Raw genomic sequence first — 25,655 nt, 5'->3', positions numbered from 1 at the left:
TAAGAAGGTGAATCGGCATTGAAAGCTTTCGAACAGAAATTAACGCATCACAGCCATTTTCAATACCATATGAAGCACGGCATCCCTGTTCAAGTCTATGAACTCGGTTGTCACATCGACGTGGGTCTGATCACTGCGGTCGACGCCTATTTTGTCGAGCTTGAGGGAACGCTGTACAACCGGAGTACGTTCACTTTCATCTCCAGGCCCGGATACTGACAGGGGATGGACGCCGCCCTGACATTGGCAGGTCATGATTTTGAAAACGTTTTCTTGATGGCTGTCCATCTGCAACTGTTAAAGGCCCGTAATGCCGTCATAGCCGACAAGGGCTACATTTCCCTCATGAGGAGATGTAACCCTGCCTTTTTACACGGTTTATTATTCTATTTCAAACAACTTGCTGATCGACAATTCCTCGTGAACCCGGATGATGGCTTCACCCATCAACGGAGCAACCGACAGTACCGTCAGTTTGCTGCTAGGGTTCGGATTGGTGATCGGAATGGTATCCGTTACGACAACTTCCTTCAGCGGGGAGTTTTCCAGACGCTCATGGGCAGGGCCCGACAGAACCGGATGCGTACAGCACGCATAGACTTCCTTCACGCCGCCTTCCATCAACGCATTGGCACCCAGCACAATCGTTCCGGCGGTATCGATAATGTCATCGATCAGAATGGCGGTCTTGCCTTCGATATTCCCGATAATGTTCATGACTTCACTGACATTCGGCTCCGGCCGGCGTTTATCGATAATCGCCAGCGGGGCATTCAGGAAATCAGCAAGCTTTCTCGCGCGAACCACGCCGCCGTGATCCGGAGATACAACGACCGGGTTCTCGATCTGCTTCGAACGGAAATATTGGGCAAGGATCGGCACGCCAAGCAAATGATCCACCGGAATATCGAAAAACCCTTGAATCTGCATCGCATGCAGGTCCATCGTAATGACGCGATGAGCCCCTGCCTTTTCGATCAGGTTGGCAACCAGCTTAGCGGTGATCGGATCCCGCGAACGCGCTTTACGGTCTTGACGGGCATATCCGTAATACGGAATAACCACGTTGATGCTCTTCGCGGATGCCCGCTTGAGCGCATCCACCATAACCAGCAGCTCCATCAGGTTATCATTCACCGGCAAGCAAGTGGACTGCACAATATAGACATGACAACCCCGCACGCTCTCGGAGAGCTTAACTTGAATCTCGCCGTCACTGAAGCTGGTTGTATGCGACTCTCCCATCGGAATGCCGATATAATCAGCGATTTGATGGGCAAGTTTAGGATTGGAATTACACGTGAATATTTTTAATTTAGAATCAAGATAAGTCATAGAATAAAAACCCTCCGTGCTGGTTCGTTGAATTAGGCTATCCGATCACCGCTTCTTATCTTGGAAAAGAGAAGCAGGGATAATTACGATTTCTTGTTCTTCTTGGCGATGGCGCGTGCCCGGATCTTCTCTGCGTACCCTGGCTTGTTCTCCTGACGCTGCCTAGCGATGGCCAGATCATTGTCCGAGACGGAATGCGTAATGGTCGAGCCTGCAACAACGAATGCGCCCTTGCCCACCTTCACCGGTGCAATCAAATTCACGTTGCTGCCGATAAATGCATCGTCTTCAATTTCGGTAATGGACTTATTATAACCATCATAGTTGACTGTAATCGCACCGCAGCCGATATTGACGTTTTTGCCGACTTTGGCATCGCCAACATAACTGAGATGGGATACTTTAGACCCGTCGTCAATCGTCGCGTTCTTCACTTCGACGAAGTCGCCCACCTTCACGTCAGCTCCGAGTTTTGCCCCCGGACGGAGATAAGCAAAAGGCCCCACCGAGGTCCGAGAGCCGACTTCAGCGCTGCTGAGCACCGAATGTTTGACGCTGGCACCATCCGCGATAACGGAGTCCTCGATATCGGTATCCGGCCCGATGACGCAGTCTTCGCCGATCACCGTGTTCCCTTTCAGAACGGTGCCGGGATAAAGCACGGTATCCGAACCAATCTGAACATCGGCTCCGATATACGTAGAAGCCGGGTCAATGATGGTAACACCGTTCAACATGTGCGAGCGGTTGATGCGCTCTCTCATGAAGCCTTCGGCTTCCGACAACGCCAGACGGTCGTTGACGCCAATCGATTCGGCGTAGTCATCCGTCTGATAAGCAAGCACGGTCTCGCCGGCTTGTTTCAGGATGCCGATGCAATCGGTCAAGTAATATTCCTGCTGCGCATTCTGGTTGGTTACGTTATCCAGTGCAGCAAATAGCTTTTTATTGTCAAAGCAATAGGTACCGGTATTAATTTCAGTGACGGCGTCCTCTTCCGGACTGCAATCTTTCTGTTCGACAATCCGAAGCGCGCTTCCATCCTCGCCTCGAATGACTCGGCCGTAGCCTTTGGGGTTATCCATATGCGCGGTGAGCACCGTGGCGGCCGCATTGCTGCTTTCATGAAGCTTCAGAAGATTCTCCAGCGTCTCAGACGTCACCAGTGGAGTGTCCCCGCAAATGACGATTGTGGATCCTTCTTCACCGCCAAGCAGTTCCTTGGCTTGTTTCACGGCGTGACCCGTTCCGAGCTGCTGCTCCTGCAGAACATACTCGGCTGCGTCTTGCAGATAGGTGCGAACCGCTTCCGCGCCGTGGCCAACGACCACAACACTGCGTTCGCAGTTCACCTGCTGTACCGTTTGGACCACATGTCCGACCATCGGCTTGCCACAAACAGGATGCAGCACTTTATATAGTTTGGATTTCATACGTTTGCCCTGCCCAGCGGCGAGCACAATAGCAAATCTTTTCAAGGGCCATGCCTCCTCCTCTTGAACTCACTACTGAATATATATCATTCTACAAAAAAAGAAAAGAGAGCCACAGGTATGGCTCTCTTTTCCTTGAACCCCAATTGTAAAACTTAAGCGCCTTCTTCAATCACTTCTTCTTCAGTAGCCGCACGCTCATACTCGGCCAATACAGCCGATTGAATCTTCTCGCGGGTACCGGAGGAAATGGGATGGGCAATGTCGCGGAATTCTCCGTCAGGAGTGCGTTTGCTCGGCATTGCAACAAACATTCCATTGTTTCCGTCGATGACGCGAATGTCGTGAACGACAAATTCATTATCGATGGTAATGGATGCGATTGCCTTCATTCTCCCCTCAGAGTTAACACGGCGGAGTCTGACATCCGTAATTTGCATATGTGTTCACCACCTTTTTCCATCAGAGACTTGGTGTATAATTCCACACAGCAAACCCGAAATCCTTCTTTTTTCTACTACAAAATGTCCTAAAAACAGGAATATTTTTTAGAATGTGATATTTTCGACAGACTTCGTGCTGATTCGAATGAAAACGCTATTATATCGACAAAAACCGCGTGCCTAGTTTTCGAAATAATTACCAGGTTTGACGGTAATTCTCTTGGTTTTGGAGTCTACGTCGCTCAAAACCGCGAGTGAAATATAGTCCTCCAGAAGTCTTTCCTCGGTTTCTACCGATCCCGATTCCACCAGGACCCCGACGCCTGCGACTTCGGCATTAAATTCACCCAGCAGATCGACCATCCCCTGAATGGTGCCTCCTGCCTTCATGAAATCGTCCACGATCAGTACACGGGAGCGTTCCTTGAGCGCCCGGCGGGATAAAGACATCGTATGGATGCTCTTGTGCGAGCCGGACACATAATTGATGCTTACGGCCGACCCCTCCGTCACTTGATGGTCCCGGCGAACTAGTACGACCGGCAGGTTCAATTGCGCCGCCGTCGCATAGGCCAGCGGAATTCCTTTGGTCTCCACGGTCATGACCACATCGATCTCCCGGTCGGAGAATGCCGTCGCAATGATTTTGCCCGCTTCGTTCATGAGCGAAGGTTGTCCGAGCAGATCGGACATGTATAGGTAGCCGCCCGGCAAAATCCGATCCGATTGCTGAAGCTGCTGGCACAGCTCCTCCGCAAAGCGCAGGGCATGGTCTCTGCGCAGCTTCGGAATGTACCTTACCCCTCCGGCCGCGCCGGCCAGCGTCTGAAGCTCTCCGAGCCCCTCGCTCTCAAATACGTCCTTAATGATCGCCAAATCCTCGCTAATGGACGACTTGGCTGCTCCATATCGCTCGGCGAACGTTGTCAGCGGAATCAGCGTATGCGGTTTGGATAGTAAATATTGGGTCATATCGACCAATCGTTCGCTTCGTTTTAATTTTTTCACCTAGGGTTCCTCGCTAAATCCGAATATTATATGTTAAATATAACACTTTTGTACGTATTTATACAACTTTGATTGCAATTCGCCCCCGAATTGTCAATTCTAACCGTTTCTAAGTGAGCAGGCGAACCGCATACACTTCCTTGCAGAAGCCCCGAAGGCCATTGTAAATCCGGGCAACCTTGGATTCCTTGGAGACCAGTCCGAAGACGGTAGGACCGCTGCCGGACATCAGCGCGCCGTCAGCGCCCAATTTCAGCATACCTTCCTTCAGCTGCTGAACTTCCGGGTGCATCTTCAAGGTCACCTCTTCCAGCACGTTGCCCAGCGACTGGCACATCTGCTGGAAGCTGCCCTGCGCCAGCGCGTCCACCATCCGTTCAGCCGAGGGATGGGACTGAATTTGCTCGCTGCGCAAGCGGCCATACACCTCCGCCGTCGACACATTGATCGGCGGCTTCGCCACGATCACCCAGCATTGCGGCGGGTTCTGGATCGGCGTGAGCACTTCGCCGCGCCCCGTAGCCAATGCCGTGCCGCCGGTCACGCAGAACGGCACATCCGAGCCGAGCTCGGCACCGAGCGCGAGCAGCTCCTGCTGGGGGATGCCGAGCTCCCAGAGGCGGTTCAAGCCGCGCAGCGTGGCCGCAGCATCGCTGCTGCCTCCGGCGAGTCCCGCGGCAACGGGAATTTTTTTGTCCAGGTGAATATGTACACCCTTCTTCACGTCGTAGCGCTCTTTGATTAGTCTTGCTGCCTGAAAGGCCAAATTCTTCTCGTCCAGCGGAATGTATCCTGCCTGCGAGGTGATGATGATGGTGTCCCGCTTCTGTTCGGACATCTCAAGCCGATCGGCGAGGTCGATCATCGTCATGACCATCTCCACCTCATGAAAGCCGTCAGGACGCTTATGGAGTACATCCAGCATCAAATTGATTTTGGCCGGTGCTTTTTCGTATATTTTCAAGAACGTTCACCTATCCTTAGCTTTCCCATATGCTTGAACTTAACATATTCGAGGAAAAACATCTAATGCCTCTATATTAACAAACTCAGGCTTTGAAGTCATGGGACCGTTTGATGACGTTTACGATGCACCGGCTTTAAGAAAAACGCCTATCGACGCGTATAACGTAAGCTGTTCCTGCGAGTCGGGAAACTAAAGGTGAAACAAACAGGGCCTTCCGCTTAACCGGAAGACCCTGCTGCGATGCGGCCATACTCTTACAGGTCGGATTTGCGGGCTGCCCGCTCGGCGAGCTCAATCGCCCGTTTTACCATGTTACCGGCATCCTTGGCCTTAATGCCTCCCCAGCCCTCTTTTTCCACGGTGTCGTAGAATCCCAATTCTTTAGCCAATTCGGTCTTCAATTGATCGGACATGATGCTTCGTCTTCTTCTGCTCATCAATCCCGCCTCCTTGGAAAATGTATTGAGTATGGCATGAACAGCATCCCGCGCGACGCAGCGGCCTTCCATGGGCCCTGCGCATGCTTAAGTCTCCGTCACCGCGTATAGAACGGCTGGGATAAGCTTCGCGCAGCTTTAGTATGCGTTCAACCCTTCCTTGTCATCCCTCCGGAAGGATGGCAACAAAAAACAGCCTCCCTGTAAGCGGAGACTGCTCTCATGACGTATCGTTATGACTTGATATAGGTGATTCGCATCTCGTTGTCGTCACCGGTGACCATGATCTCCACGGTTTCGGTCAAAATATCCGCATAACTGTAAGACACACGTTTAAAAGTTTGCTGGTCTTGGTCCAGCTTCACAATGAAAACAGAAGGGTACGTTTCTTCCAAAACACCAGTACGCTCGACGGTCTTCCGACGGCCACCGTTTGCCCGAAGCGTAATTTTTTGCCCTAAATGGGCATCGAGACTGCGTTTGATTTCCAACAGCGCATTTTTAGCCATTGTCGACGACCACCTCTTTCCTTGTCCATTATACCGAAGATCACATCATTTGTCAATTCAAAAACATTAATTATATCAGCATCAAAAATATATTGTCAATGTATTTTTTTTGACCCTGCCATTCTCGCGCTCATTTGCTTTAATATGTGCTAAATTGACAAGCTTTATGTATTTTTTCTGACAACTTTCTTAACGAATGGATAGGAAAAATAAAAAAACCCCAGCGAGTGGGGTTCTTCTTGGTCCATTCTCCAGCGGTTATGGGAACCTCTGATCGAACGGATTAGGAGCCTAGCTGACTGAAGGCGTAACCTTCAAGGTGGACAAATCCTGCAGCTTGGGCAGACCGATCCGGTAGCTGCCTCTCGTCTCAATTCCGCCTACGCCCTGGCTGCCGCTGATCGTATGATGGACCACGTCATGGATGTTCACGGTATCCCGGACCGACGTATAGGCCGCTTTAGCGGCGACGTAGACGGGATCCAGCGCATGGATGAGGATTCGCCCCGGCGAGCTGGCAAAATTGGCCCCAGCCTGCAGCAGCGCCTCAAAATGCGATTGGCACGCTCCGGCCACGATGACCAGGGAATCCAGGTTCCGCTCATATTGACGCGCCACTTGAATCGCCGTGACGAAGTTGTGGGAATTCTTATAGCTGTCCAGGCTATATAAATCGTATGGCTGACGTCTCTTCAGAACCCCATCATGCCCTGTGATCACAACGATATCAGGTCTTACCCGCGGAAGAAGACGATATAATGAATCGGCCATCCCCGACTCATTGATATAATGGCCTTCCGCTGGGACCCGAAGCTGGTTGTACAAGGTCATGCTCTTCTTCAGATATTGGGGATCTCCATCCAAATGCAGCACCTTGCCCGGCACGTCAAAGTATCCTTTATCCGCAAGCTGGCCGCCTTCAATATGCCGCAGGCTGGCCAGTTGACGCTCGCTCTGCTCCTGTCTTTGCTTCTGCAGGCGGTCCAGCGATTCATTGGCTTTGATCTGCGCCTGCTTTGTTCGTTCGCTTAAGGTGGGATGCGGGACCGTAACCAAATCATCAACGGGAGCATCGGCCAGTAACCGGAATTCCGTCCCTTTGATGACGATATTATTATTTTGCCGCATGCCTTCTACCCGGAACGTTACATCGCCGCCGTAGGATTTACGAACGACCAAGTCTCCCAAGTTCATCACAACATCACCCCTACCCTATGGTATGGGCTACTGTGACTATTGGTTCTTGTTCAGCGCCAATTTATCGCGCGGAGGCCATTCGTAAGCTCCAGGGACTCCCGAAAGGGTGCGTCAACGGATATTGGCGCCGAACAGCACGTTGCTAAGCCGCGCATACTCCTCAATGCTAAGCGTCTCTCCGCGCCGTGAAGGCTCGATTCCTGCTTCCTGCAGCAGCTGCTCCAGCCGTTCGCGCCCCTCACCCGGGAAGAACCGGCTCTTCAGATTGTTGGCAATCGTCTTCCGTCGCTGTGCAAAAGAAGCCTGGACCACCTCGAAGAAGAAGCGTTCGTCTTCCACGCGAACGGGAGGCTGTTCCCGGACCGCCAGGCGAATCACGGCCGACTCGACGTTCGGCTGCGGAATGAACACCGTGTGCGGCACGATGCAGACCAGCTTTGGCTCGCTGTAATATTGAACGGCAATGCTGAGACTTCCGTAATCCTTGCTTCCCGGTGCAGCGGCCATCCGTTCGGCCACTTCCTTCTGAATCATCACCACGATGTTCTCCAGCGGCAGCTTCTCCTCCAGCAGCTTCATGAGAATCGGCGTCGTCACGTAATACGGCAGATTGGCAACCACGCTTACCTTCGATACGTCCCCGAAATCCTGACGGAACAGTTCATGAAGATCCACCTTCAGCACATCCCCATGATGAACCCTCACGTTCCCGTAGGGCTCCAGGACTTCCTTCAGGATGGGAATCAGGCGCTGATCGATTTCGACTGCGGTGACGGTTCCTGCCGTCTGCGCCAGCTTCTCCGTCAGTGCACCGATGCCAGGCCCGATCTCGAGCGCGCCCTTATCTTCATCAAGTCCTGCAGCTTCCACGATTTTGTACAAAATATTCTGATCGATGAGAAAGTTCTGGCCCAGACTTTTCTTGAAGGAGAATCCATGGCGTGAGATGATCTCCTTCGTCCGTCTTGGTGTTGATATATCCTCGATCCGACTCATTGGCTAAATGCCCCCTTCTTCCAGCTGTGCAAGTGCTGCCAGAAATTCTTCCCGCGATATTTGAAACATGGCCAATCGTTTATGGAACTGCTTGCTGTTGCAGTATCCGATGCCCAGCAGATTACCCATCGCCATCCGTCTTGCCGCGGCCTCCGGGTGAGCCGATAATCCCGCCTCCAGCAGATCCTCCAAACTGATCAGGCTCTCTCTACCCTCAAAAGACGTGTGAACCCGCTCCAGCGCGCGCCGTATCGCCTCTGGCGAGGCATTCTCCACGCCGATATCCCCTTTTCGGGTAGCGTCCGCTTCCGGGATGAAGGCGTGCTTGCAGCCGGGTACGCCCCGATCCACGATTTTGCGGATTCGTTCTCCCGCATGGTCAGGGTCCGTCAATATGATAACGCCTCTGCGCTCCTGGGCAAGCGCTATGCGCTTCAGGATTTGTTTGTTGATCGCTGAACCGCCGGTTTCGATCGTATCGGCCTCTACGGCCCGTTTAATGGCAACGGTATCGTCTCTGCCTTCCACGACAATCACTTCTTTAATCATGCGTTCGTTCTCTTCCTTCCTAAGCCGAGCAGGCCTGTACAACGTTAAGGTTCAACCCGTTTAGCCTTGATTACTCCGGTCTTAACAAAACAAAAGAAGAGGAAATATTCCCTCTTCTTGATCATCATATATTATAAGCTAAATAGTATAGCATTAGAATGGCAAAGTAAATTGGAATTCATGCGTCTAGTTCAATTCAGGTTTAACCGGACCGATCACGTAAACGGTGCGACCGCTCTTCCGGCCGAAATTCATGGCCGATTTCAACGAATCGTAATAGACATCGATTTTGTTGCCTTTGATGGCGCCGCCCGTATCTTCAGCACGGCGGAAGCCAATGCCTTCGATGTAGACCCACCACCCGATCGGGATGATGTTAGGATCAACGGCGATGGTGCGACCTTCCGTAACGCGAGTGCCGGATGCGGTACGCGTACCGATTCCTTGCTGCTCGGCCGAATACGCCGTCATCGACACGTTGTTCAATACCTTCTTGTATTTAAAATCAACGCCTGCGCGGGAGACCACGTTGTTCTCCACAGCCTTGGCGGTCGTTACTTTTTTCGTGCCGGACAATTTAGCCGGTGTAGCTTTTACATCGGTGGCTGCCGCCTGGACGATAACAGGCTTCTCCACTTTTTTCGTACCTACGGCAATGATTTTATCCTTTGTTCTGCGTTCAATTTCTTGGGAGACCTTCGTCTTGGAAACCAGCTTGCCATTGTGGTAGACCTTCTCGTAATGGTTCACCATAAGACCAGGCTCGCCCCGCTGAATGACGCGGTTATCGCCCTTTTCAAGCGATGGATCGGCCGTCTTGATCACACGGAATTCGCGGTCTTCCGTTTCCTTAACTTTTTGCTTCGTGACGCGAACGACATGGATATTCATATTGCTGGTCAGCTTCGTGTCTTGCGACGGTTGTACTATATCTTCACCCTGGATCGTAACGCCAGCCTCTTTGAGTACATGATCAACTGTATCCTGGGATGTAAATATGGTTTTGGTTTTGCTGCCTACCGTAACGTTGACTGGAATAGCTCTGTCAATAATAATTCGGTCTCCGTCCCGGATCGCGCCGTTCAGGGGCATCGAAATTTGATCTTGGGGACTCAACGTGATCGCTTGCTCATCCAGCAATTCCTGCAGCAACGATCCACGTGTTTCCACCGTAGTGACCCGGCCGTCGACGACAAGCTGAACTTCCTTGCCTGCCTGGTCATGTACAACCAACGATATGAGAAGTGATACCGTAACGGCACCCATGGCGCCGAGCAACATCAGTTGACGCAAATTGTCATGCTTCCATCTCAATGCGTAAGACATGCTGGATGATTGTGATTCATGGGTTTCTTCAGGTTGAAAAATGCCCACTATTCCATCCTCCTTCATAGTCCCGCCGTCTAGGTAAACGCATGAATGCATTTGACGTGACTATAGCAATTTTTCTCACAGGGCGCCCTGCTATCTATCTACACCCTGCGTCAATTCCCGTCTTCCGTCCATCTGCCATCACCTCCTGTTTACCAAGAGTATGATGGACCCGTCTCCATTATTCAAAAATAAAAGAAGCCATTGAAAGAGTACTAGAGGCTCTAACGTGGCTTCCTGATGAATGAAATCATGGAAATGGTATGCACGAGATTTCCCCTCTTATTTCGCTTACGGAGTTAGCTGTCGGGTTCGGACGTAAGAGAGACGCCCTATATCCGGATGCCCGCTCATGGCGAGATCCTTCAAATTCACCCCAAAGACCCGAAAAAGAAATCAAATACAGCTTCGTGCATCCAGACCAGTATGCACCGCAGTATCGGTTCCCCCGTTCTCCAGAATTTCGGAGATTAAGCGAGACGGTTCATGAAATATTCGGCTGCGATCTGCACATCGCAGCTTCTTATCACTGAAAAGATGATATCCTGTTTGTATGCAGGTTGTAAAGCAACATTCAACCACATTTTCTCATGTAAAAGGTTAAAATATTGTAATATCAACGCCTTTTCTGATTAAAAAACTTTAATTAATCGAAAATGCTCCCTTTTTCATCGCTTTTGCTCTTGTTTTCGTTAAATACCAAATCGTTCCAGTGCATTTTTGGTGGTAATTTGGGCCAATTCCTCATAGGACAACCCTCTAATTTCGGCCGCCGCCTCCGCCACCAATTTTACATATGCGGTCTCATTTCGTTTCCCGCGGAAGGGATGAGGTGTCAGGTAAGGCGCGTCCGTTTCGATCAATAATCGATCAAGCGGGACCTTTGCCAAAACCTCTTTGGGCTGCTTCGCATTCTTGAACGTAATCGGCCCCCCAAACGAGATATGGAATCCCATATCCAGGCACATTTTTGCCGTTTCCCAGCTTCCGGAGAAGGAATGCATGACACCGCCGACCTCGGAGGCTTTTTCCTCACGCAAAATGTTAACGATATCTTCATGCGCATCCCGGTTATGAATGACAATGGGCATGTTCAATTCCCGGGCAAGCCCGATCTGGCGCCGAAGCACACGGTGCTGCACTTCCTTGGGGGACGTATCCCAATGATAGTCCAAGCCGATCTCCCCGATTGCCACCACTTTCTCGTGACTGCATAAAGAGGCGATCCAATCCAGGTCCTGATCCTCCATGGTGATCGCATCTACAGGGTGCCAGCCTACCGCTGCATATATAAAATCGTAAGTCTCGGCCAGCTTCATCGTGGTCGGGATCGTCTCCCGGTTAAATCCGATATTGATCATCCGCGTAACGCCGGCTTCAAGCGCCCGCTGAATTGCAGCTTCCCGGTCTTCGTCGAATTGGGGAGCGTCCATATGAGTGTGCGTGTCGAACAGCATACTATCCACACTCTCCTTCCTGTCGTTTCTATGTCGTCTATTTTCCATTAGTTGGTTGAATGCAAGGGTATTAACGGTTGTCCTGTTATGCCTGATTTAATGCTGTTGTTTGAAGACGCCGGCGATCCTCTCCGGCATTTGACCCAGGAGCGGGCCCACCTTCTCCTCCGGATAATAAAGATGATACCGCCCTTTATGAATGCCGCTGATCGAGCGTACGATATCGGATACCTCCGAGATTTCCCTCAGCTCGTCATGCCGGTCGAGAAGGAGAATCTGTTTCTCGTTAAGCGGCATATCGGAATGAACCTTATCATAAGGAAGATCCGTTGGAAAATCAATCTCCAGGTCATATTCCGGATGCAGCCCCACGGCCCGGAACGCTTGACGGATCCCGTCGATGGTTTCCAGATCGATGTTGTCGATTTCTACGTATTTGTAGAGCTTCCGGTGCATGAAACGGCCGCATAATTCGCTAAGAAGCGGGTCTTCCTCTTCCGTCCATTGCAGAAAGGCCGTTTGAATCAAGGCTTCATCAAGGCGCAAATATTGATGAACGCCGATATTCCCCGAAAACAGCGCAGGCAGCGGCTCGATCATGAACCGGAAAGCATATCCACGGTCATGCAACTCCTTGGCACGGCGAAAGATTTGACGCAGGATGATTTCGGAGCTTCGGGTGACGGGATGAAAATACACCTGCCAGTACATCTGATACCGCGACATGAGATAATCCTCCACCGCGTGCATGCCCGATTCCTTCACGACGACCCGATCCCGGTACGGCCGCAGCATCCGCAGGATTCGGTCGATGTCAATCGTTCCATAATTGACTCCCGTATAGTAAGCATCCCTTAGCAAATAATCCATCCGGTCTGCATCCAGCGGACTAGTGACCAGATTCATGACAATCGGCTTATCGTAGGTTTTGTTAATAACGGAGGCGACCTTCTCGGGAAAATCGGCACCGAGCTCCTGAAGTACCCGATTGACGCAAGTATCTCCGAGCAGGATCCGGCATGTCCAATCCTCGTGGTTCATATGAAAAGCTTCTTCTATGGAATGGGAAAAAGGTCCGTGCCCCACATCATGCAGCAGCGCCGCGCAGAGCGCAACTTGCCGCTCTTCGGCAGGCCAATCGGAATACCCTCTCCGTTCAAATTGAGAGATGATTCTTCTCGTAATTTCATAGACCCCAAGAGAATGGGAGAATCGGCTGTGCTCAGCTCCATGAAAGGTCAGGAAAGAAGTGCCCAGCTGCCTGACCCGGCGAAGCCGCTGGAATTCCGGGGTATCGATTAACCGCCATATAATGTCGTCCTGCACATGAATGTAATTATGGACGGGGTCCTTAAACACTTTTTCTTCCGAAATGGGTGAATGCATTTCATCTCAACTCCTTCTCGTTCACGCTTTGGTTTTAGCCGTTAAACACTTCTTTTGACATCTAATGTCGAACCGTGTCGAATAACGTAAAATCACGCTTTCCAAATCGACAAATCCAAAATCGTCGCAAAAATTGGTTCGATTATGGTAATTCCGTTGCTATATAAGGCTTTTGTTCACTATATTTTCGTAAACAGGTTCCGATTTTTCAAAAATATAGGTTGACTGTTTTGGGAATCGTTGGTACTATAAATAACATAAAAACTAGAACTATGTCGAATTATGACTTTTTTAAATTATGGCGAGAGGGGCATTTATAAGTTATGATGAAATCAACAGGAATTGTAAGGAAAGTCGATGAGCTTGGACGGGTCGTCATTCCAATTGAGTTGCGCCGCACGCTCGGAATTGGTGAGAAAGATGCATTGGAGATTTATGTAGACGGCGAACGCATCATGCTTAAGAAATATGAGCCTGCCTGCATCTTCTGTGGTAACGCTGAGAACGTCACTTACTTCAAAGGTAAAATTGTTTGCCATGAATGTATCTCGGAAATCCCTACACCTGTGACAAATTAAGATTTTTAGTATATAATAGCATTATTACATTCTGTTAATTCTAACCTTTTTCATATCTCCTTGGTGCCTTCCTCGGCTATGAACCCGGCCGCAGGAGGGTCTTTTTTTTGGGATTAAAGAATTATAAGTTTTCAGTGAAACGTAATCCATTCTTTAACCCCATTGATATGTTTTTGGGGTCCCCGTAAAGTATTTGGAATAAGCATCAAAGCTTAGGCTCCACTTTGTGGGGCTATTTTGTTTATCCCCCTTGGGCCAGGCAAGCCATATTCACGACTCCGTCAGGAGTGCGTTATAGATGTCCCTTTTCGATACGCCGCGATCACCCGCGGTTTTTTTCATGGCATCCTTGCGGCTTAGTCCTTCCCGCTCATAGTGCCCCACATGCTCCTCCAGCGAAAGCTCCTGCCACCAGGCATTTTTCTCTTTCTGCTCCTCTTCTGCACTGCCGGCCTCCACCACCAAACAATATTCCCCCAGTGGCGGATGCTCCGTGAGCCAGTCCAGGCATTCGGAAATGCTGCCTCGGACAAATTCCTCGTAGCGCTTGGTGAGTTCCCGTGCCAAGGTCACCTTCCGATTTCCCAGTACCTCCTGCAGGATCTCCAGCGTCTTCTTCACGCGATGCGGAGATTCATAAAATAACAACGTTCCCTGCGCCGATTGCAAAGCTTGCAGCTGCTGGACGATATCTTTGCGCTCCCGCGGCAAAAAGCCGATAAACGTAAACCGTTCGGTCGGCAAACCCGACACGATTAAGGCGGATAACGCCGCATTGGCTCCCGGGATCGGAATGACCGAAATTCCTGCCTCAATCGCAAGCGAAACCAGATCACTGCCAGGGTCTGAAATCGCCGGCAGACCGGCATCGCTGACGAGTGCCACATTTTTTCCTTCTATTATATAACGTATGATTTCAGGACCGCTTGCCGCCTTATTATGCTCGTGATAACTAAAGAGCGGTTTAGCCGGAATTTCGAAATGGGTCAGCAGCTTGCGTGACTGCCTCGTATCCTCTGCCGCGATAATATCGCATTCCTGGAGGATGCGTACGGCGCGGTACGTCATATCCTCTAAATTCCCGATCGGCGTTGCCACCAAATACAGCGAACCCGGACTTCCCGCTCCCCGGTCGGCATAACTCTGTTGCACCAGATTTCTCATTCTTTTGTCTCATCCTCATGTGTTCCATAGTAAACTTCCATAAAATCCGGTCCGTAATTCCCCTGCTCATCATACACAATCAGCGGTGGCTTCAGCCGAACCTCGGGCTTTCCGTCCCGAATGCCCTCGATCAGGACCATGTTGGCTTCCATCTTCACGCGCGGATGCACAAACCGGATGACCTTCGGCTCAATCCGGTATTTGTTCATCAGGGTGATAATCTCCGCCAGCCGCAGAGGCTTGTGAACCATGCTCATCTTCCCGCCTTGTTTGAGCAGCCTTGCACAGGACTCAATGACTTCTTCAAGCGTACAGTGAATTTCATGCCTCGCAATCGCCTGATGCTCATTCAGCTTCAAGTCGCTGCCATTCATCGGCATATAAGGCGGATTGACCGTAATCAGGTCATACGCACCATATCCCTTTTCCTTGTACAGTTCCCGCAGATCGCCTTCATGGATCGTGATCTGGTCCTGAAGGTCATTCATCGCTACGCTCCGTCTGGCCATATCCGCAAGTCTGGGCTGAATTTCAATCCCCTCGATCGGCGTGCCTGTACGTGTCGACAGCAGAATGGGAATCACCCCATTACCCGTGCACATATCCAGAATCCGGCCCCTGCGCGGTATGCTGGCAAACCTGGCAAGCAGGACCGCATCCATGGAGAAGCTGAATACCTCTTCGCTTTGAATGATGCCGAGCTCATGGGTGAGCAGATCATCGATCCGCTCGGATGGGTGCAATAACACTTCTTTCAATTTCATGGTTTCAACCCTTTATCTCTATAATTCGTCATATCCCCGGTACTATGGTGTATAGCTCTTTCCACCCTTGCCTGATGATATGAAATACGTAAAAGGCTGCTCTTCACACTTGCATGACAAGCAGCCATATGTTTCACTCGCGATCCTTACAGTATAACCTTTCGATTCTAGAAAAAAACCGTAGGCAGTTTCCCCTACGGCTTCTTATTTATTCAAAAAAGACAAGCAGAACAGGCAATCCCCTTCCGTCCGCAGATGCCCATAATAGACATTGCAAATGTGGAAGCCTTCATGATACAGCCGTGCCAGGTTATCATACCCCTCACCGACCACATCTTCATGTTCCTCATCCTTCACATGAGGCTGAGGCTGTAAAGCAACTGGGTTTTCCAATTCTGCCGGATTGACTTCCCTCTTTAAAATTTTCCGGAGCTGTTCATTTTCAAGACTGAGGCGATGGTTCTCTTCCAGCAGTTCCTTGATGACCAGCTTAAGTCCACCCAGTTCACTGTGTATATGTCCCATCTGTGTTTCCAACTCTTGAATGAGCACAAAAATGTTTTTCTTCTCCAAGTCTACACCCCGAAAATAAACATTCTATTGGACTATTTGATGACAACGTCATCCATTGGAAGTTCCTTGACCTTTCCAATTTCAAACAGCTGAACATGAACCGTCCGCTTATCCGCATTGAGCCCGACTACTTTGCCTTCTCCAAGCGAAGTAACGACCAGTTTCCCAGCGGATGGAAGCTCTTCTTTCACGCTTTCATAATTATCATGCTCAAACTTTAGGCAGCACATCAATCTTCCGCATAGCCCGGATATTTTAGTCGGATTGAGCGATAGGCTTTGATCCTTTGCCATCTTGATCGATACCGGCTCAAAATCACCAAGCCATGAGGAACAGCACAGTACACGTCCACATGGTCCAAGACCGCCGAGCATTTTGGCTTCATCGCGAACTCCAATCTGGCGAAGTTCGATTCTTGTTCGGAATATGCTGGCCAGATCCTTAACCAGTTCACGGAAATCCACACGGCCTTCCGCCGTGAAGTAGAAAATGATTTTGTTTCGGTCAAAGGTAAATTCCACGTCGACCAGCTTCATTTTCAGCTCGTGATCCCGAATTTTATTTAAACAGGTGGTGAATGCATCCTTCGCCGCTTGTTTGTTCTCTTCAACCACACGGGCATCGGAGTCACCAGCGATACGAATGACCTTCTTGAGAGGAAGGACAACGTCCGATTCACCTACCTCCTTCTTTCCTATCACAACTTGACCATACTCGATCCCTCTCGCGGTTTCCACAATTACGGATTGTTCCTTCTCCACGGGGAGGTCGAGCGGATCAAAGTAATATATTTTGCCCGCTTTCTTAAAGCGGACACCTACTACACTGTACAAAAATAAACCCCCTTGTGCCTGTACATATTGGCCATTCTTCGGGCCTGGGGGTGTGCTCACGCCGGAGTGTTACCGCCCAAACCCATCAATAACTGCTCTAAACTGAGCTGTCCATTGACATTATAGCGTAACTTCTTCTGACACTCTGCGGCCAAATCCATGTATGACACCCACTGTGCTGTGCTGCGGGCTGATGCATGACCAGAGATATACTCTGCCTGATCTATGAAAACGAGAGACTCTTTCCTTCCATACTGGACATGGATCATGTCCTTAAACCATAAATGAAACATACTGAACAATAAGTCCAGATGATCGGAGAGTTCGGTTTTGAACACTTTTTGACTCGCGGTGATCATCGCAGAGCCGCTGCGGTTCAAAGACTCCTTCCCTAATTGTAACACTACGTTTCTAATTTCTGCAAACCAATTCTCATTCAATATTTTCCTGCACTCGTCAAGCCCGGACGCCAGATGAACGGCACAGCGTACAAGCGCGGCAGGATAGCCCTCGCCGACAAGGACCTTTTCCATCATCTGCGGATCGAGTGCCCGAAACGGGACTAACTGCGATCGTGATTGAATGGTGGGCAGAAGGGCTTGTCCATTCTCGGCAATCAGGATGGCGACGGCAGGCGCCTGCGGCTCCTCAAGAAATTTCAGCAGGCTGTTGGCTGCCTGCGTGGTCATCTTCTCCGCGCGGTCAATAATATATACCTTGGGATTCCGGTTCTCCGATCGATAAGAGAATATCCGCTGAAGATCGCGGATCTGATCGATCTTGATGCTGGCCCCATCCGGCTCGACCATCGTCAGATCCGGATGGTTGCCGTGCTCCACCTTGCGGCATTCCAAACATTGCCCGCAGGCATCGTCATCCAGTTCCGTACAAAACAATGCCTTGGCAAACGTAAGCGCCGTCTGCATCTGTCCGGCTCCGTTCGGGCCGCTAAACAGATAGGCATGACTGACAGCATTACGGCGCAAGGCATTTTGCAGCAGTTGCTTCGCAGTCTCTTGACCTACGATATCGTTAAAAGACATATGTCCTCACCTTCTACCAATCCTTCATGATCCTCTATGACGGAACAGTCCATCATTTCAAGTAAACTTTCTTACTGGTTACGGCTAGAATACAAGATTGATCAGCATGCCCCGGATTTCCCCTACCTTGTTCAGCAGATCAATTCGCCCCTGCTCCGTATCCAGCAGCTCATCCGCCATCTCGAGCAGCGCCGAATCGACCTCATCGATTACGTTATAGCGCTTGCCGCGCCCCCGGCGGTCCCAGCCTCGCGTTTCCTTCATTTTCACGCCGCGACGAACCGTTTCTTCCAGGAAGCGGCGAACCATCAATTTATATGCCTTTAACTCCCGGACGGTCATCGCTTTGGCCAAACGATCCCCTTGCATTGCAATTTCACGCATTTGACGACTCAGCTCTTCATGGGTCGCACGTTCTCCCTGCTGCTGCATCATATCCGAGAACGATCGCTTCTGAATCGGTCTGGCGTTGCCATCCGGCACCGTGATTTCGCTTTTCATGGGCCGAAAGCCCGGATTGATCTTCACCTGAATCCACCGCCTATTGCGTTAATTTGTTGCATTTAATAAAACGGAGGCATCTGGTACGTTCATATCGAACAACCTATGCCTCACGTGAACGTACCTTGAAATGGTTATCTTGTCAAGCGATTTGCCGACAATGATCGAAATACGGGGTGCTTGATCCGGAGTCCATCTACAATATCCATTTATGAAAGATCATCTCCCGATTGCAGCGATCTACGGTAACTATTTTTATTATGATACAGAAGTGGTTCAGAAGACTTTCAATACAGGAGAACACAGCCGTCAAATATCCCAATAAAAACATCCGTTACGTATCTATCGCAGATCTAGAGAATGAATTTAGAAATGCTCGAAACGTTCTACAGGGAGCACAAATACCGTTGCGCCGCCAACCTGCACTTCGACCGGAAGCGGCAAATAGGAATCGGTTGTACCGCTCATAGGGGTTACCGGAGTGACCAGCTGTTCGCGGACCTTACAGCTTGTGCGAATGACGCTGAGCACACTTTCAACCTGTGAATCGTCTACCCCAATCATAAAGGTGGTGTTCCCCGCCTTCAGAAAGCCGCCTGTACTTGCAAGCTTTGTCGCCCGAAAGTTAGCTTTGACCAATGCGGCGGAGAGACGGTTGCTATCTTTATCCTGGACAATCGCAACAATCAATTTCATGGTAAACCCTCCTTGTTTATTTTGGGCATCGTATGCCCTTAACACTACTTATTTGACAAACAACCTCAAAAATCCTTTAATATCGCGTCTTCCAAGTGACGATTCATTTCCCTTTCGACCTGGGCGGGCGTCTTGGAAGCATCCACGATGCGAATTCGGTCCGGATTACGCTCTGCTACCAATAGATAGCCTTCCCTAACTTTCTCGTGAAATGTCAGGTTCTCCATATCCAGTCGATTCCATTCCCGTTCCGCATTCGCCGCGATCCGTGACAGGCCGATCCTCGGCTCGATATCGAATAACAGCGTCAGATCCGGCATCCGGGTATCAATGGCGAACTGATTGATGCTCCATACCTCTTCCATGCCCAATCCGCGCGCATACCCCTGGTAAACCAGGCTGCTGTCCACGAATCGGTCGCATAGTACGGTCAATCCCTGCCTTAATGCCGGCTCCACCTTCTCCACAAGATGCTGGCGGCGGGCTGCCGCGTATAACAATGCTTCTGTGCGTGCATCCATCGAGGTGTGCTCCGGATCCAGAATAATGGAGCGGATCTTCTCGGCGATTTCTATGCCGCCGGGCTCGCGGGTAATCAGATACGGGATCGAATGATTCTGCATAAACGCGGCGAGTCTGCCCATCATGGTCGTTTTACCGGATCCGTCTCCTCCTTCTACGGTAATAAATAGTGGTCTGCGATTATTCATAGCGTATCCTGCTTTCATTATTTGTTGATCATATGCCCCAAGTTTTCGTACCGGTGCATAACGGAGGTTTCTATCCTTTACGTTTCCTTGTAAACGACGATGGTTTGCAGCGTGGGATCGGTTATTCCCTGACACTTGGCCCCGGCCATCCTCAATGCCAGCATCCTCTGTTCCATTTCTGCAGTTATGTCTTCACCGGGGTATAATATCGGAATGCCTGGCGGATACGGAATAACCATCTCGGCCGCCTTTCGCCCGGCGCTCTTCGCTAACGGCACCGATTCCAATCTCTCCTTGTCAATCGGCTTGAGCGAGAAAGAGATTGGAGCTGAATATGGAGCCTGTCGCAGCAAATTGTTCCACGTGGAAACATCGGAGACCGAACTTTCTTCAGTTAACAAGCTAGTATCGACATTGAAATGAGAAGAACCCTCATTCAAGTGGATCCCCGGCCGCTCGTACTTCACGAAATCCCCCTGTTCCCGCAATTTCCGGATCAGTAATTCCGTGCCTTCTGCAGCAGTGCCTGGTTCCGTTCCGGTCTCATCCGTCTTCTCCCCCTGCTCTACAATATGCACAAGAGCCCATAAGACGTGATTCGCATCTTCGCGGGTCGATCCCAATGTAAACAATAAGACGACGCGCAGCTCGTCGCTCATCTCCGGCACACAGCCGCGCGCCTCTAATGCGCGCTGGAGTGCATACCCGCTCAGGGCCCCGGTGCGGTCATAAATGACAGCCTTGAACGGGTCCTGGCGGGTGTACGCCGCGGCGGCTGTGCCCGCGGCGCCATCCCCGGGCTGCGGCGGCTGCAGCAGCCCGAAGCGCGGCAGCTTCGCGAGGCCGCGCCGGAAGGCATCCACGGCAGCCAGGCCAGCCGTGAAGGCGCCTGCGCCCTGCGTGTGCAGCAGGCGCCGTGCCAGATCCAGCGAAGCCATGAGCGGGTACGAGGGGCTGGAGCTTTGCACCATCGCCAGCCGCTGGCGCAGCAGGCTCCGGTCGAGCAGCCCGCCCTGTACATGCAGCATGGCTCCCATCGTCATCGCGGCTAACATCTTGTGCGTGGATTGGACCACGCCGTCCGCGCCGCATGACAAAGCATTCATCGGCAGCTGGGGATGCTGCCCGTAATGCGCTCCGTGCGCTTCGTCCACCAGCAGCGGCACTCCGCACTTATGGCAAGCGTCCGCCAGCGGCCTTAAGTCACTCCCCATCCCGTAATAGTTCGGCATCGTGATGATCGCTCCCTTGGCCTCAGGGAAGGCCTCGAGAGCCGCTGTCAGCGTAGCTTCTGATGGGGCAACGGCTAAACCGCTCTGCTTGTCCAGCTCCGGCTGAAGAAACACCGCCCTTGCATCGGCCAGCATCAATCCGTTCAACACGGACTTATGTACGTTCCGCTGCACCAGCACGAGATCGCCCGGCTCGCGGCATACCGTCAGGATTAACGCCAGATTGCCGGCCGTGCTACCGCCCACCAGAAAAAAGCTTTCTTCGGCGCCAAAACAATCGGCAGCCAGCTCCTGCGCTTCCTGAATCACGCCTTCCGGATGAAATAAATCATCGGTTCCGGTAATTTCCGTCACATCGATGCGCATCGCCTCTCGCAGCATCTCCGCTGCGTCACCTTCTGCCCCGTATGCCCTGCCGTTCTTATGGCCGGGTACATGAAAAGATGAAGCCCCGCGTTCCCGATATAACCTTAAAGCTTCCGTTAGTGGGGCACGCTCTCTATGTGTAGTCATCGACATATCCCTTCGGATTACATTCTCTAACCTATTTTAACGCAAATTGAAACCTACGCCTACGTTTCCATGCCCTGAAAATCCTCTCTAAACAAAAAAAGGCCCTTACTTCAGGCCCATTTAACACGCGTACCCGCGCCTATGCATTCTTCGGCATCGCAATCTGTTTTAATTGACGGATAAAAAAATGATATTTGGCATCTTCCGCACTGGTATGGACGATTTCCGATTCACATTCCTCGCATACGAATTGCGATACAATGGTGATTCCATCGGTCTTCGACTGATTGCATATGATACACACGTGTTCGGTCAATTCTTCCATAACCATCCCACCTTGATCCTTTTCCTATTAGTATGACACAGTTTCTATTATTTTAAACCTTTTCATAGGATATCTTTCTACGCTTTATTTATATGTACCCCTTGATGGCCTTGTGTCTGTACCTTTTTTTTCAGCTTAATAAAAATATGATTTTGTCCGATAAAAACATAAAAGACTAAAACTTCTCGTCTATCGAAATTTATCTTCTATTTAAAGGGGGACGGCATAGCCCAATGGCAGATCCACACGGTCAAGCCACCTTTTATCACTACCGATTAATCAAGAAAATCCAGATTTCCAGAAGCTTGCTCATCCTCTACTTAAGTCTGCCTTGGCTTGCTGCAGCTGCAGGGACCCTATGGGTGTCTCCGTACATTCTGCTCTATATGCTCATCGCTTTTCCGCTTATGTTATGGATCCAGTACGTTATTGGTCATACCGTGCTTGTCCTCCTGGGAACAGGCTATCGGAAGCGCTGGCGCTTCAGGCTGAGGCTGCCTTGGCTTGGTTATATCCCGGATCAACATGTCAGCCGTCGCGTATTCATGTTGGTGCAGTTCTATACCTGTTGGATAGGGATAGTCTTAAGCGCTATCATGGCCTTCTGGTCATCGCTGCCGTTTGCCATTGCGATTGTGTTCTGGCATCTATGGCTGCTTCTTCCGCGAGGTTATACCATGCTGCGCCTGAGCGGTCAGCGTAAAGACGGGATGTTAAAAATGAATGAGCAGGATATCTCATACTACCAGCAATAAAGCAAGGAATTTTTCGTGTTTGAATTTACTACATAGCGTTGCAATCCTATTCCGTTATACATGAAATAAAGACCTCATTCCGAAGCCGGAAGAGGTCTTTATTCATTCGCTTTATTGCTTTCCAATCCTTGTATGACTTGTTTCTTAAGCTGAGCAGGAACCGTGATTATGAGAAAATCGTCTTGCACCGAAAGGTGGACGATACTTTTACCTTTTTCAAACACTAACGAAGACCCGTTGTCTTCAACTTCCTTCTGCTTCCATCCCCAGGACTCGATTTCATCCAAGTAAGGCTCAGGAATACTATCGTCTTCCTTCAAGCCTGGAAGCGCATAGCGTACATAATCCAAGTCACTATTGCCTGTTGTCTGCTCCGTTTTATTCGCTTCCTTCGGAACCGGGAATGATTTCACATTCGCTGCCCCGTCAAAGGATTTCCAGCTTGGTTCCGTGGATGCCCCGCATCCGGATCCGATTAACAGTATCGTACCCGCACAGATCATTCCTGCCACATGCAGACCACTTTTACGCAACATGTCATTGTCCTCCTTCCCCCACAATAACCGGTCTCCAGATGAGTATTCATAGTTGGTTGGTTAATGGAGAACCTTCCAATCAGGCCTTCATTCCTATAGCCTGCGTAAATCGGTAAACACTTACCCGATTATGCCTAATTCTATTATACTGATTTTCGGCGTGGTATCGGTAACAAAATCTTCATCTGTTTACGTCAATTTTAAGATCATGTTATATAACAGAAAAGCCGCTGGCACTTACGTTTAGTGCTATTTATAGCGTTGGATCTCTTAACACGGCAAAGCATCAAAAGTCCCATAAACAAATAAAAACCACCATCGATTACATCGACAGTGGTTTTTCGCTTGGCGACGTCCTACTCTCCCGGGACCCTTCGGTCCAAGTACCATCGGCGCTGGAAGGCTTAACGGTCGTGTTCGGTATGGGTACGCGTGGAACCCTTCCGCCATCGCCACCAAACGGTTCAGATGCTTGATCACCTGAAAACTAGATACGAAACGAATTTGCAACTCATTGAAATATATTTTGGATAAGCCCTCGACCGATTAGTATTGGTCAGCTCCATGCATTGCTGCACTTCCACCTCCAACCTATCTACCTCGTCGTCTTCAAGGGGTCTTACATACTGGGAAATCTCATCTTGAGGGGGGCTTCACGCTTAGATGCTTTCAGCGCTTATCCCGTCCGTACGTAGCTACCCAGCCATGCTCCTGGCGGAACAACTGGTGCACCAGCGGTACGTCCATCCCGGTCCTCTCGTACTAAGGACAGCTCCTCTCAAATTTCCTACGCCCACGACAGATAGGGACCGAACTGTCTCACGACGTTCTGAACCCAGCTCGCGTACCGCTTTAATGGGCGAACAGCCCAACCCTTGGGACCTACTTCAGCCCCAGGATGCGATGAGCCGACATCGAGGTGCCAAACCTCCCCGTCGATGTGGACTCTTGGGGGAGATAAGCCTGTTATCCCCAGGGTAGCTTTTATCCGTTGAGCGATGGCCCTTCCATGCGGTACCACCGGATCACTAAGCCCGACTTTCGTCCCTGCTCGACTTGTAGGTCTCGCAGTCAAGCTCCCTTATGCCTTTGCACTCTTCGAATGATTTCCAACCATTCTGAGGGAACCTTGGGGCGCCTCCGTTACTCTTTAGGAGGCGACCGCCCCAGTCAAACTGCCCGCCTGACACTGTCCCCGTACCGGATTACGGTACCAGGTTAGAACCTAGATACGATCAGGGTGGTATCCCAACGTCGCCTCCACACAAGCTGGCGCTCATGCTTCAAAGGCTCCCACCTATCCTGTACAGATCGTACCCAAATCCAATATCAAGCTGCAGTAAAGCTCCATGGGGTCTTTCCGTCTTGTCGCGGGTAACCTGCATCTTCACAGGTATTAAAATTTCACCGGATCTCTCGTTGAGACAGCGCCCAAGTCGTTACGCCATTCGTGCGGGTCAGAATTTACCTGACAAGGAATTTCGCTACCTTAGGACCGTTATAGTTACGGCCGCCGTTTACTGGGGCTTCGGTTCACAGCTTCGGGTTTAACCCCTAACCGCTCCCCTTAACCTTCCAGCACCGGGCAGGCGTCAGCCCGTATACTTCGCCTTACGGCTTCGCACAGACCTGTGTTTTTGCTAAACAGTCGCTTGGGCCTTTTCACTGCGGCCCCCTCGGGCTATTCACCCTACCGAGGCACCCCTTCTCCCGAAGTTACGGGGTCATTTTGCCGAGTTCCTTAACGAGAGTTCTTCCGCGCGCCTTAGAATTCTCTTCTCGCCTACCTGTGTCGGTTTGCGGTACGGGCACCTTCACCTGACTAGAGGCTTTTCTTGGCAGTGTGAGATCATGACCTTCGCTACTATAATTTTCACTCCCCATCACAGCCCAGCCTTATCGATGTGCGGATTTGCCTACACATCAGCCTCACTGCTTGGACGGACATCCATCAGTCCGCGTCACTACCCTCCTGCGTCACCCCATCGTTCATAACGGTTTACGGTGGTACAGGAATTTCAACCTGTTGTCCTTCGATTACGCCTTTCGGCCTCACCTTAGGTCCCGACTTACCCTGAGCGGACGAGCCTTCCTCAGGAAACCTTGGGCTTTCGGCGGATCAGATTCTCACTGATCTTTTCGTTACTCATACCGGCATTCTCACTTGTATGCTGTCCAGCGCTCCTTACGGTACACCTTCAACCTACATACAACGCTCCCCTACCCCTGATGCAAAGCATCAAGCCATAGCTTCGGTGGTGTGTTTAGCCCCGTTACATTTTCGGCGCAGAGTCACTCGACCAGTGAGCTATTACGCACTCTTTAAATGGTGGCTGCTTCTAAG

Annotated in this window: 27 protein-coding genes, 2 rRNA genes and 1 riboswitch (1 of these 30 only partly in view); of the genes, 3 read left to right on the top strand and 26 right to left on the bottom strand. The window is 50.6% G+C overall.

The window, feature by feature from the left end; all coding sequences use genetic code 11:
* Positions 1 to 18: 18 nt before the first annotated feature.
* Complete coding sequence (locus M1D70_RS00190; RefSeq protein ID WP_006207422.1) at positions 19 to 219, top strand: hypothetical protein; 201 nt, start codon at positions 19 to 21, stop codon at positions 217 to 219.
* Positions 220 to 381: 162 nt separating this feature from the next.
* Here the strand turns inward: M1D70_RS00190 and M1D70_RS00185 are convergent, their stop codons facing one another.
* From M1D70_RS00185 to M1D70_RS00125, 13 genes are all read right to left on the bottom strand, one after another.
* Positions 382 to 1,335, bottom strand: a complete 954-nt coding sequence (locus M1D70_RS00185) for a ribose-phosphate diphosphokinase (RefSeq protein ID WP_006207421.1) — start codon at positions 1,333 to 1,335, stop codon at positions 382 to 384.
* Between the two features lie 83 nt (positions 1,336 to 1,418).
* Positions 1,419 to 2,813 carry a bifunctional UDP-N-acetylglucosamine diphosphorylase/glucosamine-1-phosphate N-acetyltransferase GlmU gene (gene glmU / locus M1D70_RS00180; RefSeq protein ID WP_009591944.1) on the bottom strand — a complete coding sequence of 465 codons (1,395 nt, stop codon included), beginning with the start codon at positions 2,811 to 2,813 and terminating at the stop codon, positions 1,419 to 1,421.
* A 110-nt stretch (positions 2,814 to 2,923) separates the two neighbouring features.
* Entirely contained in the window at positions 2,924 to 3,208 is a 285-nt protein-coding gene (spoVG, locus tag M1D70_RS00175) for a septation regulator SpoVG (RefSeq protein WP_006207419.1), read from the bottom strand.
* Between the two features lie 183 nt (positions 3,209 to 3,391).
* A complete protein-coding gene (gene purR / locus M1D70_RS00170; RefSeq protein WP_332296916.1) occupies positions 3,392 to 4,219 on the bottom strand; it encodes a pur operon repressor in 828 nt (275 codons plus the stop codon).
* A 109-nt stretch (positions 4,220 to 4,328) separates the two neighbouring features.
* A complete protein-coding gene (gene ispE, locus M1D70_RS00165; RefSeq protein ID WP_456288836.1) occupies positions 4,329 to 5,183 on the bottom strand; it encodes a 4-(cytidine 5'-diphospho)-2-C-methyl-D-erythritol kinase in 855 nt (284 codons plus the stop codon).
* Positions 5,184 to 5,440: 257 nt separating this feature from the next.
* On the bottom strand, positions 5,441 to 5,623 hold the full coding sequence (locus M1D70_RS00160) for a small, acid-soluble spore protein, alpha/beta type (protein ID WP_009591920.1): 183 nt from the start codon (positions 5,621 to 5,623) through the stop codon (positions 5,441 to 5,443).
* A 233-nt stretch (positions 5,624 to 5,856) separates the two neighbouring features.
* A complete protein-coding gene (veg, locus tag M1D70_RS00155; RefSeq protein ID WP_006207415.1) occupies positions 5,857 to 6,132 on the bottom strand; it encodes a biofilm formation stimulator Veg in 276 nt (91 codons plus the stop codon).
* 291 nt (positions 6,133 to 6,423) lie between these two features.
* Positions 6,424 to 7,326, bottom strand: coding sequence for a sporulation peptidase YabG (gene yabG / locus M1D70_RS00150; RefSeq protein WP_009591939.1), 903 nt, complete (start codon positions 7,324 to 7,326; stop codon positions 6,424 to 6,426).
* Between the two features lie 114 nt (positions 7,327 to 7,440).
* Positions 7,441 to 8,325, bottom strand: coding sequence for a 16S rRNA (adenine(1518)-N(6)/adenine(1519)-N(6))-dimethyltransferase RsmA (rsmA, locus tag M1D70_RS00145; protein ID WP_009591917.1), 885 nt, complete (start codon positions 8,323 to 8,325; stop codon positions 7,441 to 7,443).
* Between the two features lie 3 nt (positions 8,326 to 8,328).
* Positions 8,329 to 8,874, bottom strand: a complete 546-nt coding sequence (gene rnmV, locus M1D70_RS00140) for a ribonuclease M5 (RefSeq protein WP_009591902.1) — start codon at positions 8,872 to 8,874, stop codon at positions 8,329 to 8,331.
* Positions 8,875 to 9,060: 186 nt separating this feature from the next.
* Positions 9,061 to 10,248: a 3D domain-containing protein gene (locus tag M1D70_RS00135; RefSeq protein ID WP_119850704.1), complete on the bottom strand. Its 1,188-nt coding sequence runs from the start codon at positions 10,246 to 10,248 to the stop codon at positions 9,061 to 9,063.
* A gap of 269 nt (positions 10,249 to 10,517) precedes the next feature.
* Positions 10,518 to 10,732: riboswitch (cyclic di-AMP (ydaO/yuaA leader) on the bottom strand.
* 205 nt (positions 10,733 to 10,937) lie between these two features.
* Complete coding sequence (locus M1D70_RS00130; protein WP_009591897.1) at positions 10,938 to 11,702, bottom strand: TatD family hydrolase; 765 nt, start codon at positions 11,700 to 11,702, stop codon at positions 10,938 to 10,940.
* A gap of 96 nt (positions 11,703 to 11,798) precedes the next feature.
* Complete coding sequence (locus M1D70_RS00125; protein ID WP_456288835.1) at positions 11,799 to 13,088, bottom strand: HD domain-containing protein; 1,290 nt, start codon at positions 13,086 to 13,088, stop codon at positions 11,799 to 11,801.
* Positions 13,089 to 13,411: 323 nt separating this feature from the next.
* Here M1D70_RS00125 and M1D70_RS00120 point away from each other — a divergent pair, with 323 nt between their 5' ends.
* Positions 13,412 to 13,666, top strand: a complete 255-nt coding sequence (locus M1D70_RS00120; protein ID WP_006207408.1) for an AbrB/MazE/SpoVT family DNA-binding domain-containing protein — start codon at positions 13,412 to 13,414, stop codon at positions 13,664 to 13,666.
* A gap of 270 nt (positions 13,667 to 13,936) precedes the next feature.
* Here M1D70_RS00120 and rsmI read toward each other — a convergent pair whose 3' ends face one another.
* The 10 genes from rsmI to M1D70_RS00070 all read right to left on the bottom strand — a co-directional run bounded on the left by rsmI (position 13,937) and on the right by M1D70_RS00070 (position 22,020).
* On the bottom strand, positions 13,937 to 14,830 hold the full coding sequence (rsmI, locus tag M1D70_RS00115) for a 16S rRNA (cytidine(1402)-2'-O)-methyltransferase (RefSeq protein WP_332296912.1): 894 nt from the start codon (positions 14,828 to 14,830) through the stop codon (positions 13,937 to 13,939).
* Positions 14,827 to 15,594 (bottom strand): tRNA1(Val) (adenine(37)-N6)-methyltransferase, encoded by a 768-nt coding sequence (locus M1D70_RS00110; RefSeq protein ID WP_456288834.1) that lies wholly within the window; start codon positions 15,592 to 15,594, stop codon positions 14,827 to 14,829. The genes rsmI and M1D70_RS00110 overlap by 4 nt, the downstream gene beginning before the upstream one ends.
* 204 nt (positions 15,595 to 15,798) lie before the next feature.
* Entirely contained in the window at positions 15,799 to 16,167 is a 369-nt protein-coding gene (gene yabA, locus M1D70_RS00105; protein WP_009591928.1) for a DNA replication initiation control protein YabA, read from the bottom strand.
* Between the two features lie 32 nt (positions 16,168 to 16,199).
* Complete coding sequence (locus M1D70_RS00100) at positions 16,200 to 17,000, bottom strand: PSP1 domain-containing protein (RefSeq protein WP_009591910.1); 801 nt, start codon at positions 16,998 to 17,000, stop codon at positions 16,200 to 16,202.
* Positions 17,001 to 17,056: 56 nt separating this feature from the next.
* Positions 17,057 to 18,043 (bottom strand): DNA polymerase III subunit delta', encoded by a 987-nt coding sequence (gene holB / locus M1D70_RS00095; RefSeq protein WP_009591937.1) that lies wholly within the window; start codon positions 18,041 to 18,043, stop codon positions 17,057 to 17,059.
* A gap of 84 nt (positions 18,044 to 18,127) precedes the next feature.
* Positions 18,128 to 18,571 (bottom strand): YaaR family protein, encoded by a 444-nt coding sequence (locus M1D70_RS00090; RefSeq protein ID WP_009591907.1) that lies wholly within the window; start codon positions 18,569 to 18,571, stop codon positions 18,128 to 18,130.
* A gap of 339 nt (positions 18,572 to 18,910) precedes the next feature.
* Complete coding sequence (locus tag M1D70_RS00085) at positions 18,911 to 19,240, bottom strand: cyclic-di-AMP receptor (protein ID WP_006207400.1); 330 nt, start codon at positions 19,238 to 19,240, stop codon at positions 18,911 to 18,913.
* Positions 19,241 to 19,305: 65 nt separating this feature from the next.
* Positions 19,306 to 19,950: a dTMP kinase gene (gene tmk / locus M1D70_RS00080; RefSeq protein WP_036672076.1), complete on the bottom strand. Its 645-nt coding sequence runs from the start codon at positions 19,948 to 19,950 to the stop codon at positions 19,306 to 19,308.
* Positions 19,951 to 20,027: 77 nt separating this feature from the next.
* A complete protein-coding gene (locus M1D70_RS00075; RefSeq protein ID WP_456288833.1) occupies positions 20,028 to 21,695 on the bottom strand; it encodes an aminotransferase class I/II-fold pyridoxal phosphate-dependent enzyme in 1,668 nt (555 codons plus the stop codon).
* Between the two features lie 139 nt (positions 21,696 to 21,834).
* The gene (locus tag M1D70_RS00070) at positions 21,835 to 22,020 is read right to left on the bottom strand and encodes a sigma factor G inhibitor Gin (protein ID WP_006207397.1); all 186 of its coding nucleotides are present in this window, start codon (positions 22,018 to 22,020) and stop codon (positions 21,835 to 21,837) included.
* 233 nt (positions 22,021 to 22,253) lie between these two features.
* On the opposite strand from M1D70_RS00070, the gene M1D70_RS00065 reads away from it, so the two are divergent.
* The gene (locus M1D70_RS00065; RefSeq protein WP_456288832.1) at positions 22,254 to 22,775 is read left to right on the top strand and encodes a hypothetical protein; all 522 of its coding nucleotides are present in this window, start codon (positions 22,254 to 22,256) and stop codon (positions 22,773 to 22,775) included.
* A gap of 98 nt (positions 22,776 to 22,873) precedes the next feature.
* Here the strand turns inward: M1D70_RS00065 and M1D70_RS00060 are convergent, their stop codons facing one another.
* The 3 genes from M1D70_RS00060 to M1D70_RS00050 form a co-directional block, all read right to left on the bottom strand.
* Positions 22,874 to 23,311 (bottom strand): hypothetical protein, encoded by a 438-nt coding sequence (locus M1D70_RS00060; protein ID WP_009591900.1) that lies wholly within the window; start codon positions 23,309 to 23,311, stop codon positions 22,874 to 22,876.
* A 343-nt stretch (positions 23,312 to 23,654) separates the two neighbouring features.
* Positions 23,655 to 23,771, bottom strand: a 5S ribosomal RNA gene (gene rrf, locus M1D70_RS00055).
* A 66-nt stretch (positions 23,772 to 23,837) separates the two neighbouring features.
* Positions 23,838 to 25,655 (bottom strand): 23S ribosomal RNA (locus M1D70_RS00050) (it continues 1,113 nt past the right edge of the window).

The sequence above is a fragment of the Paenibacillus sp. AK002 genome, assembly GCF_053903045.1.
Note: the sequence above shows the minus strand (reverse complement) of the source record. Positions and strands in the feature narration are given on the sequence as shown.

What these genes read in the sequence shown, in the direction of transcription:
- M1D70_RS00130 (WP_009591897.1), bottom strand. Translation starts at nt 11,702, where the DNA reads ATGCTGTTCGACACGCACACTCATATGGACGCTCCCCAATTCGACGAA.
- spoVG (WP_006207419.1), bottom strand. Translation starts at nt 3,208, where the DNA reads ATGCAAATTACGGATGTCAGACTCCGCCGTGTTAACTCTGAGGGGAGA.
- M1D70_RS00160 (WP_009591920.1), bottom strand. Translation starts at nt 5,623, where the DNA reads ATGAGCAGAAGAAGACGAAGCATCATGTCCGATCAATTGAAGACCGAA.
- rsmI (WP_332296912.1), bottom strand. Translation starts at nt 14,830, where the DNA reads ATGAGAAATCTGGTGCAACAGAGTTATGCCGACCGGGGAGCGGGAAGT.
- M1D70_RS00120 (WP_006207408.1), top strand. Translation starts at nt 13,412, where the DNA reads ATGATGAAATCAACAGGAATTGTAAGGAAAGTCGATGAGCTTGGACGG.
- yabG (WP_009591939.1), bottom strand. Translation starts at nt 7,326, where the DNA reads ATGAACTTGGGAGACTTGGTCGTTCGTAAATCCTACGGCGGCGATGTA.
- M1D70_RS00185 (WP_006207421.1), bottom strand. Translation starts at nt 1,335, where the DNA reads ATGACTTATCTTGATTCTAAATTAAAAATATTCACGTGTAATTCCAAT.
- M1D70_RS00060 (WP_009591900.1), bottom strand. Translation starts at nt 23,311, where the DNA reads ATGTTGCGTAAAAGTGGTCTGCATGTGGCAGGAATGATCTGTGCGGGT.
- holB (WP_009591937.1), bottom strand. Translation starts at nt 18,043, where the DNA reads ATGTCTTTTAACGATATCGTAGGTCAAGAGACTGCGAAGCAACTGCTG.
- M1D70_RS00065 (WP_456288832.1), top strand. Translation starts at nt 22,254, where the DNA reads ATGGCAGATCCACACGGTCAAGCCACCTTTTATCACTACCGATTAATC.
- veg (WP_006207415.1), bottom strand. Translation starts at nt 6,132, where the DNA reads ATGGCTAAAAATGCGCTGTTGGAAATCAAACGCAGTCTCGATGCCCAT.
- rnmV (WP_009591902.1), bottom strand. Translation starts at nt 8,874, where the DNA reads ATGATTAAAGAAGTGATTGTCGTGGAAGGCAGAGACGATACCGTTGCC.
- tmk (WP_036672076.1), bottom strand. Translation starts at nt 19,950, where the DNA reads ATGAATAATCGCAGACCACTATTTATTACCGTAGAAGGAGGAGACGGA.
- M1D70_RS00085 (WP_006207400.1), bottom strand. Translation starts at nt 19,240, where the DNA reads ATGAAATTGATTGTTGCGATTGTCCAGGATAAAGATAGCAACCGTCTC.
- M1D70_RS00070 (WP_006207397.1), bottom strand. Translation starts at nt 22,020, where the DNA reads ATGGAAGAATTGACCGAACACGTGTGTATCATATGCAATCAGTCGAAG.
- M1D70_RS00075 (WP_456288833.1), bottom strand. Translation starts at nt 21,695, where the DNA reads ATGACTACACATAGAGAGCGTGCCCCACTAACGGAAGCTTTAAGGTTA.
- M1D70_RS00125 (WP_456288835.1), bottom strand. Translation starts at nt 13,088, where the DNA reads ATGCATTCACCCATTTCGGAAGAAAAAGTGTTTAAGGACCCCGTCCAT.
- rsmA (WP_009591917.1), bottom strand. Translation starts at nt 8,325, where the DNA reads ATGAGTCGGATCGAGGATATATCAACACCAAGACGGACGAAGGAGATC.
- M1D70_RS00110 (WP_456288834.1), bottom strand. Translation starts at nt 15,594, where the DNA reads ATGAAATTGAAAGAAGTGTTATTGCACCCATCCGAGCGGATCGATGAT.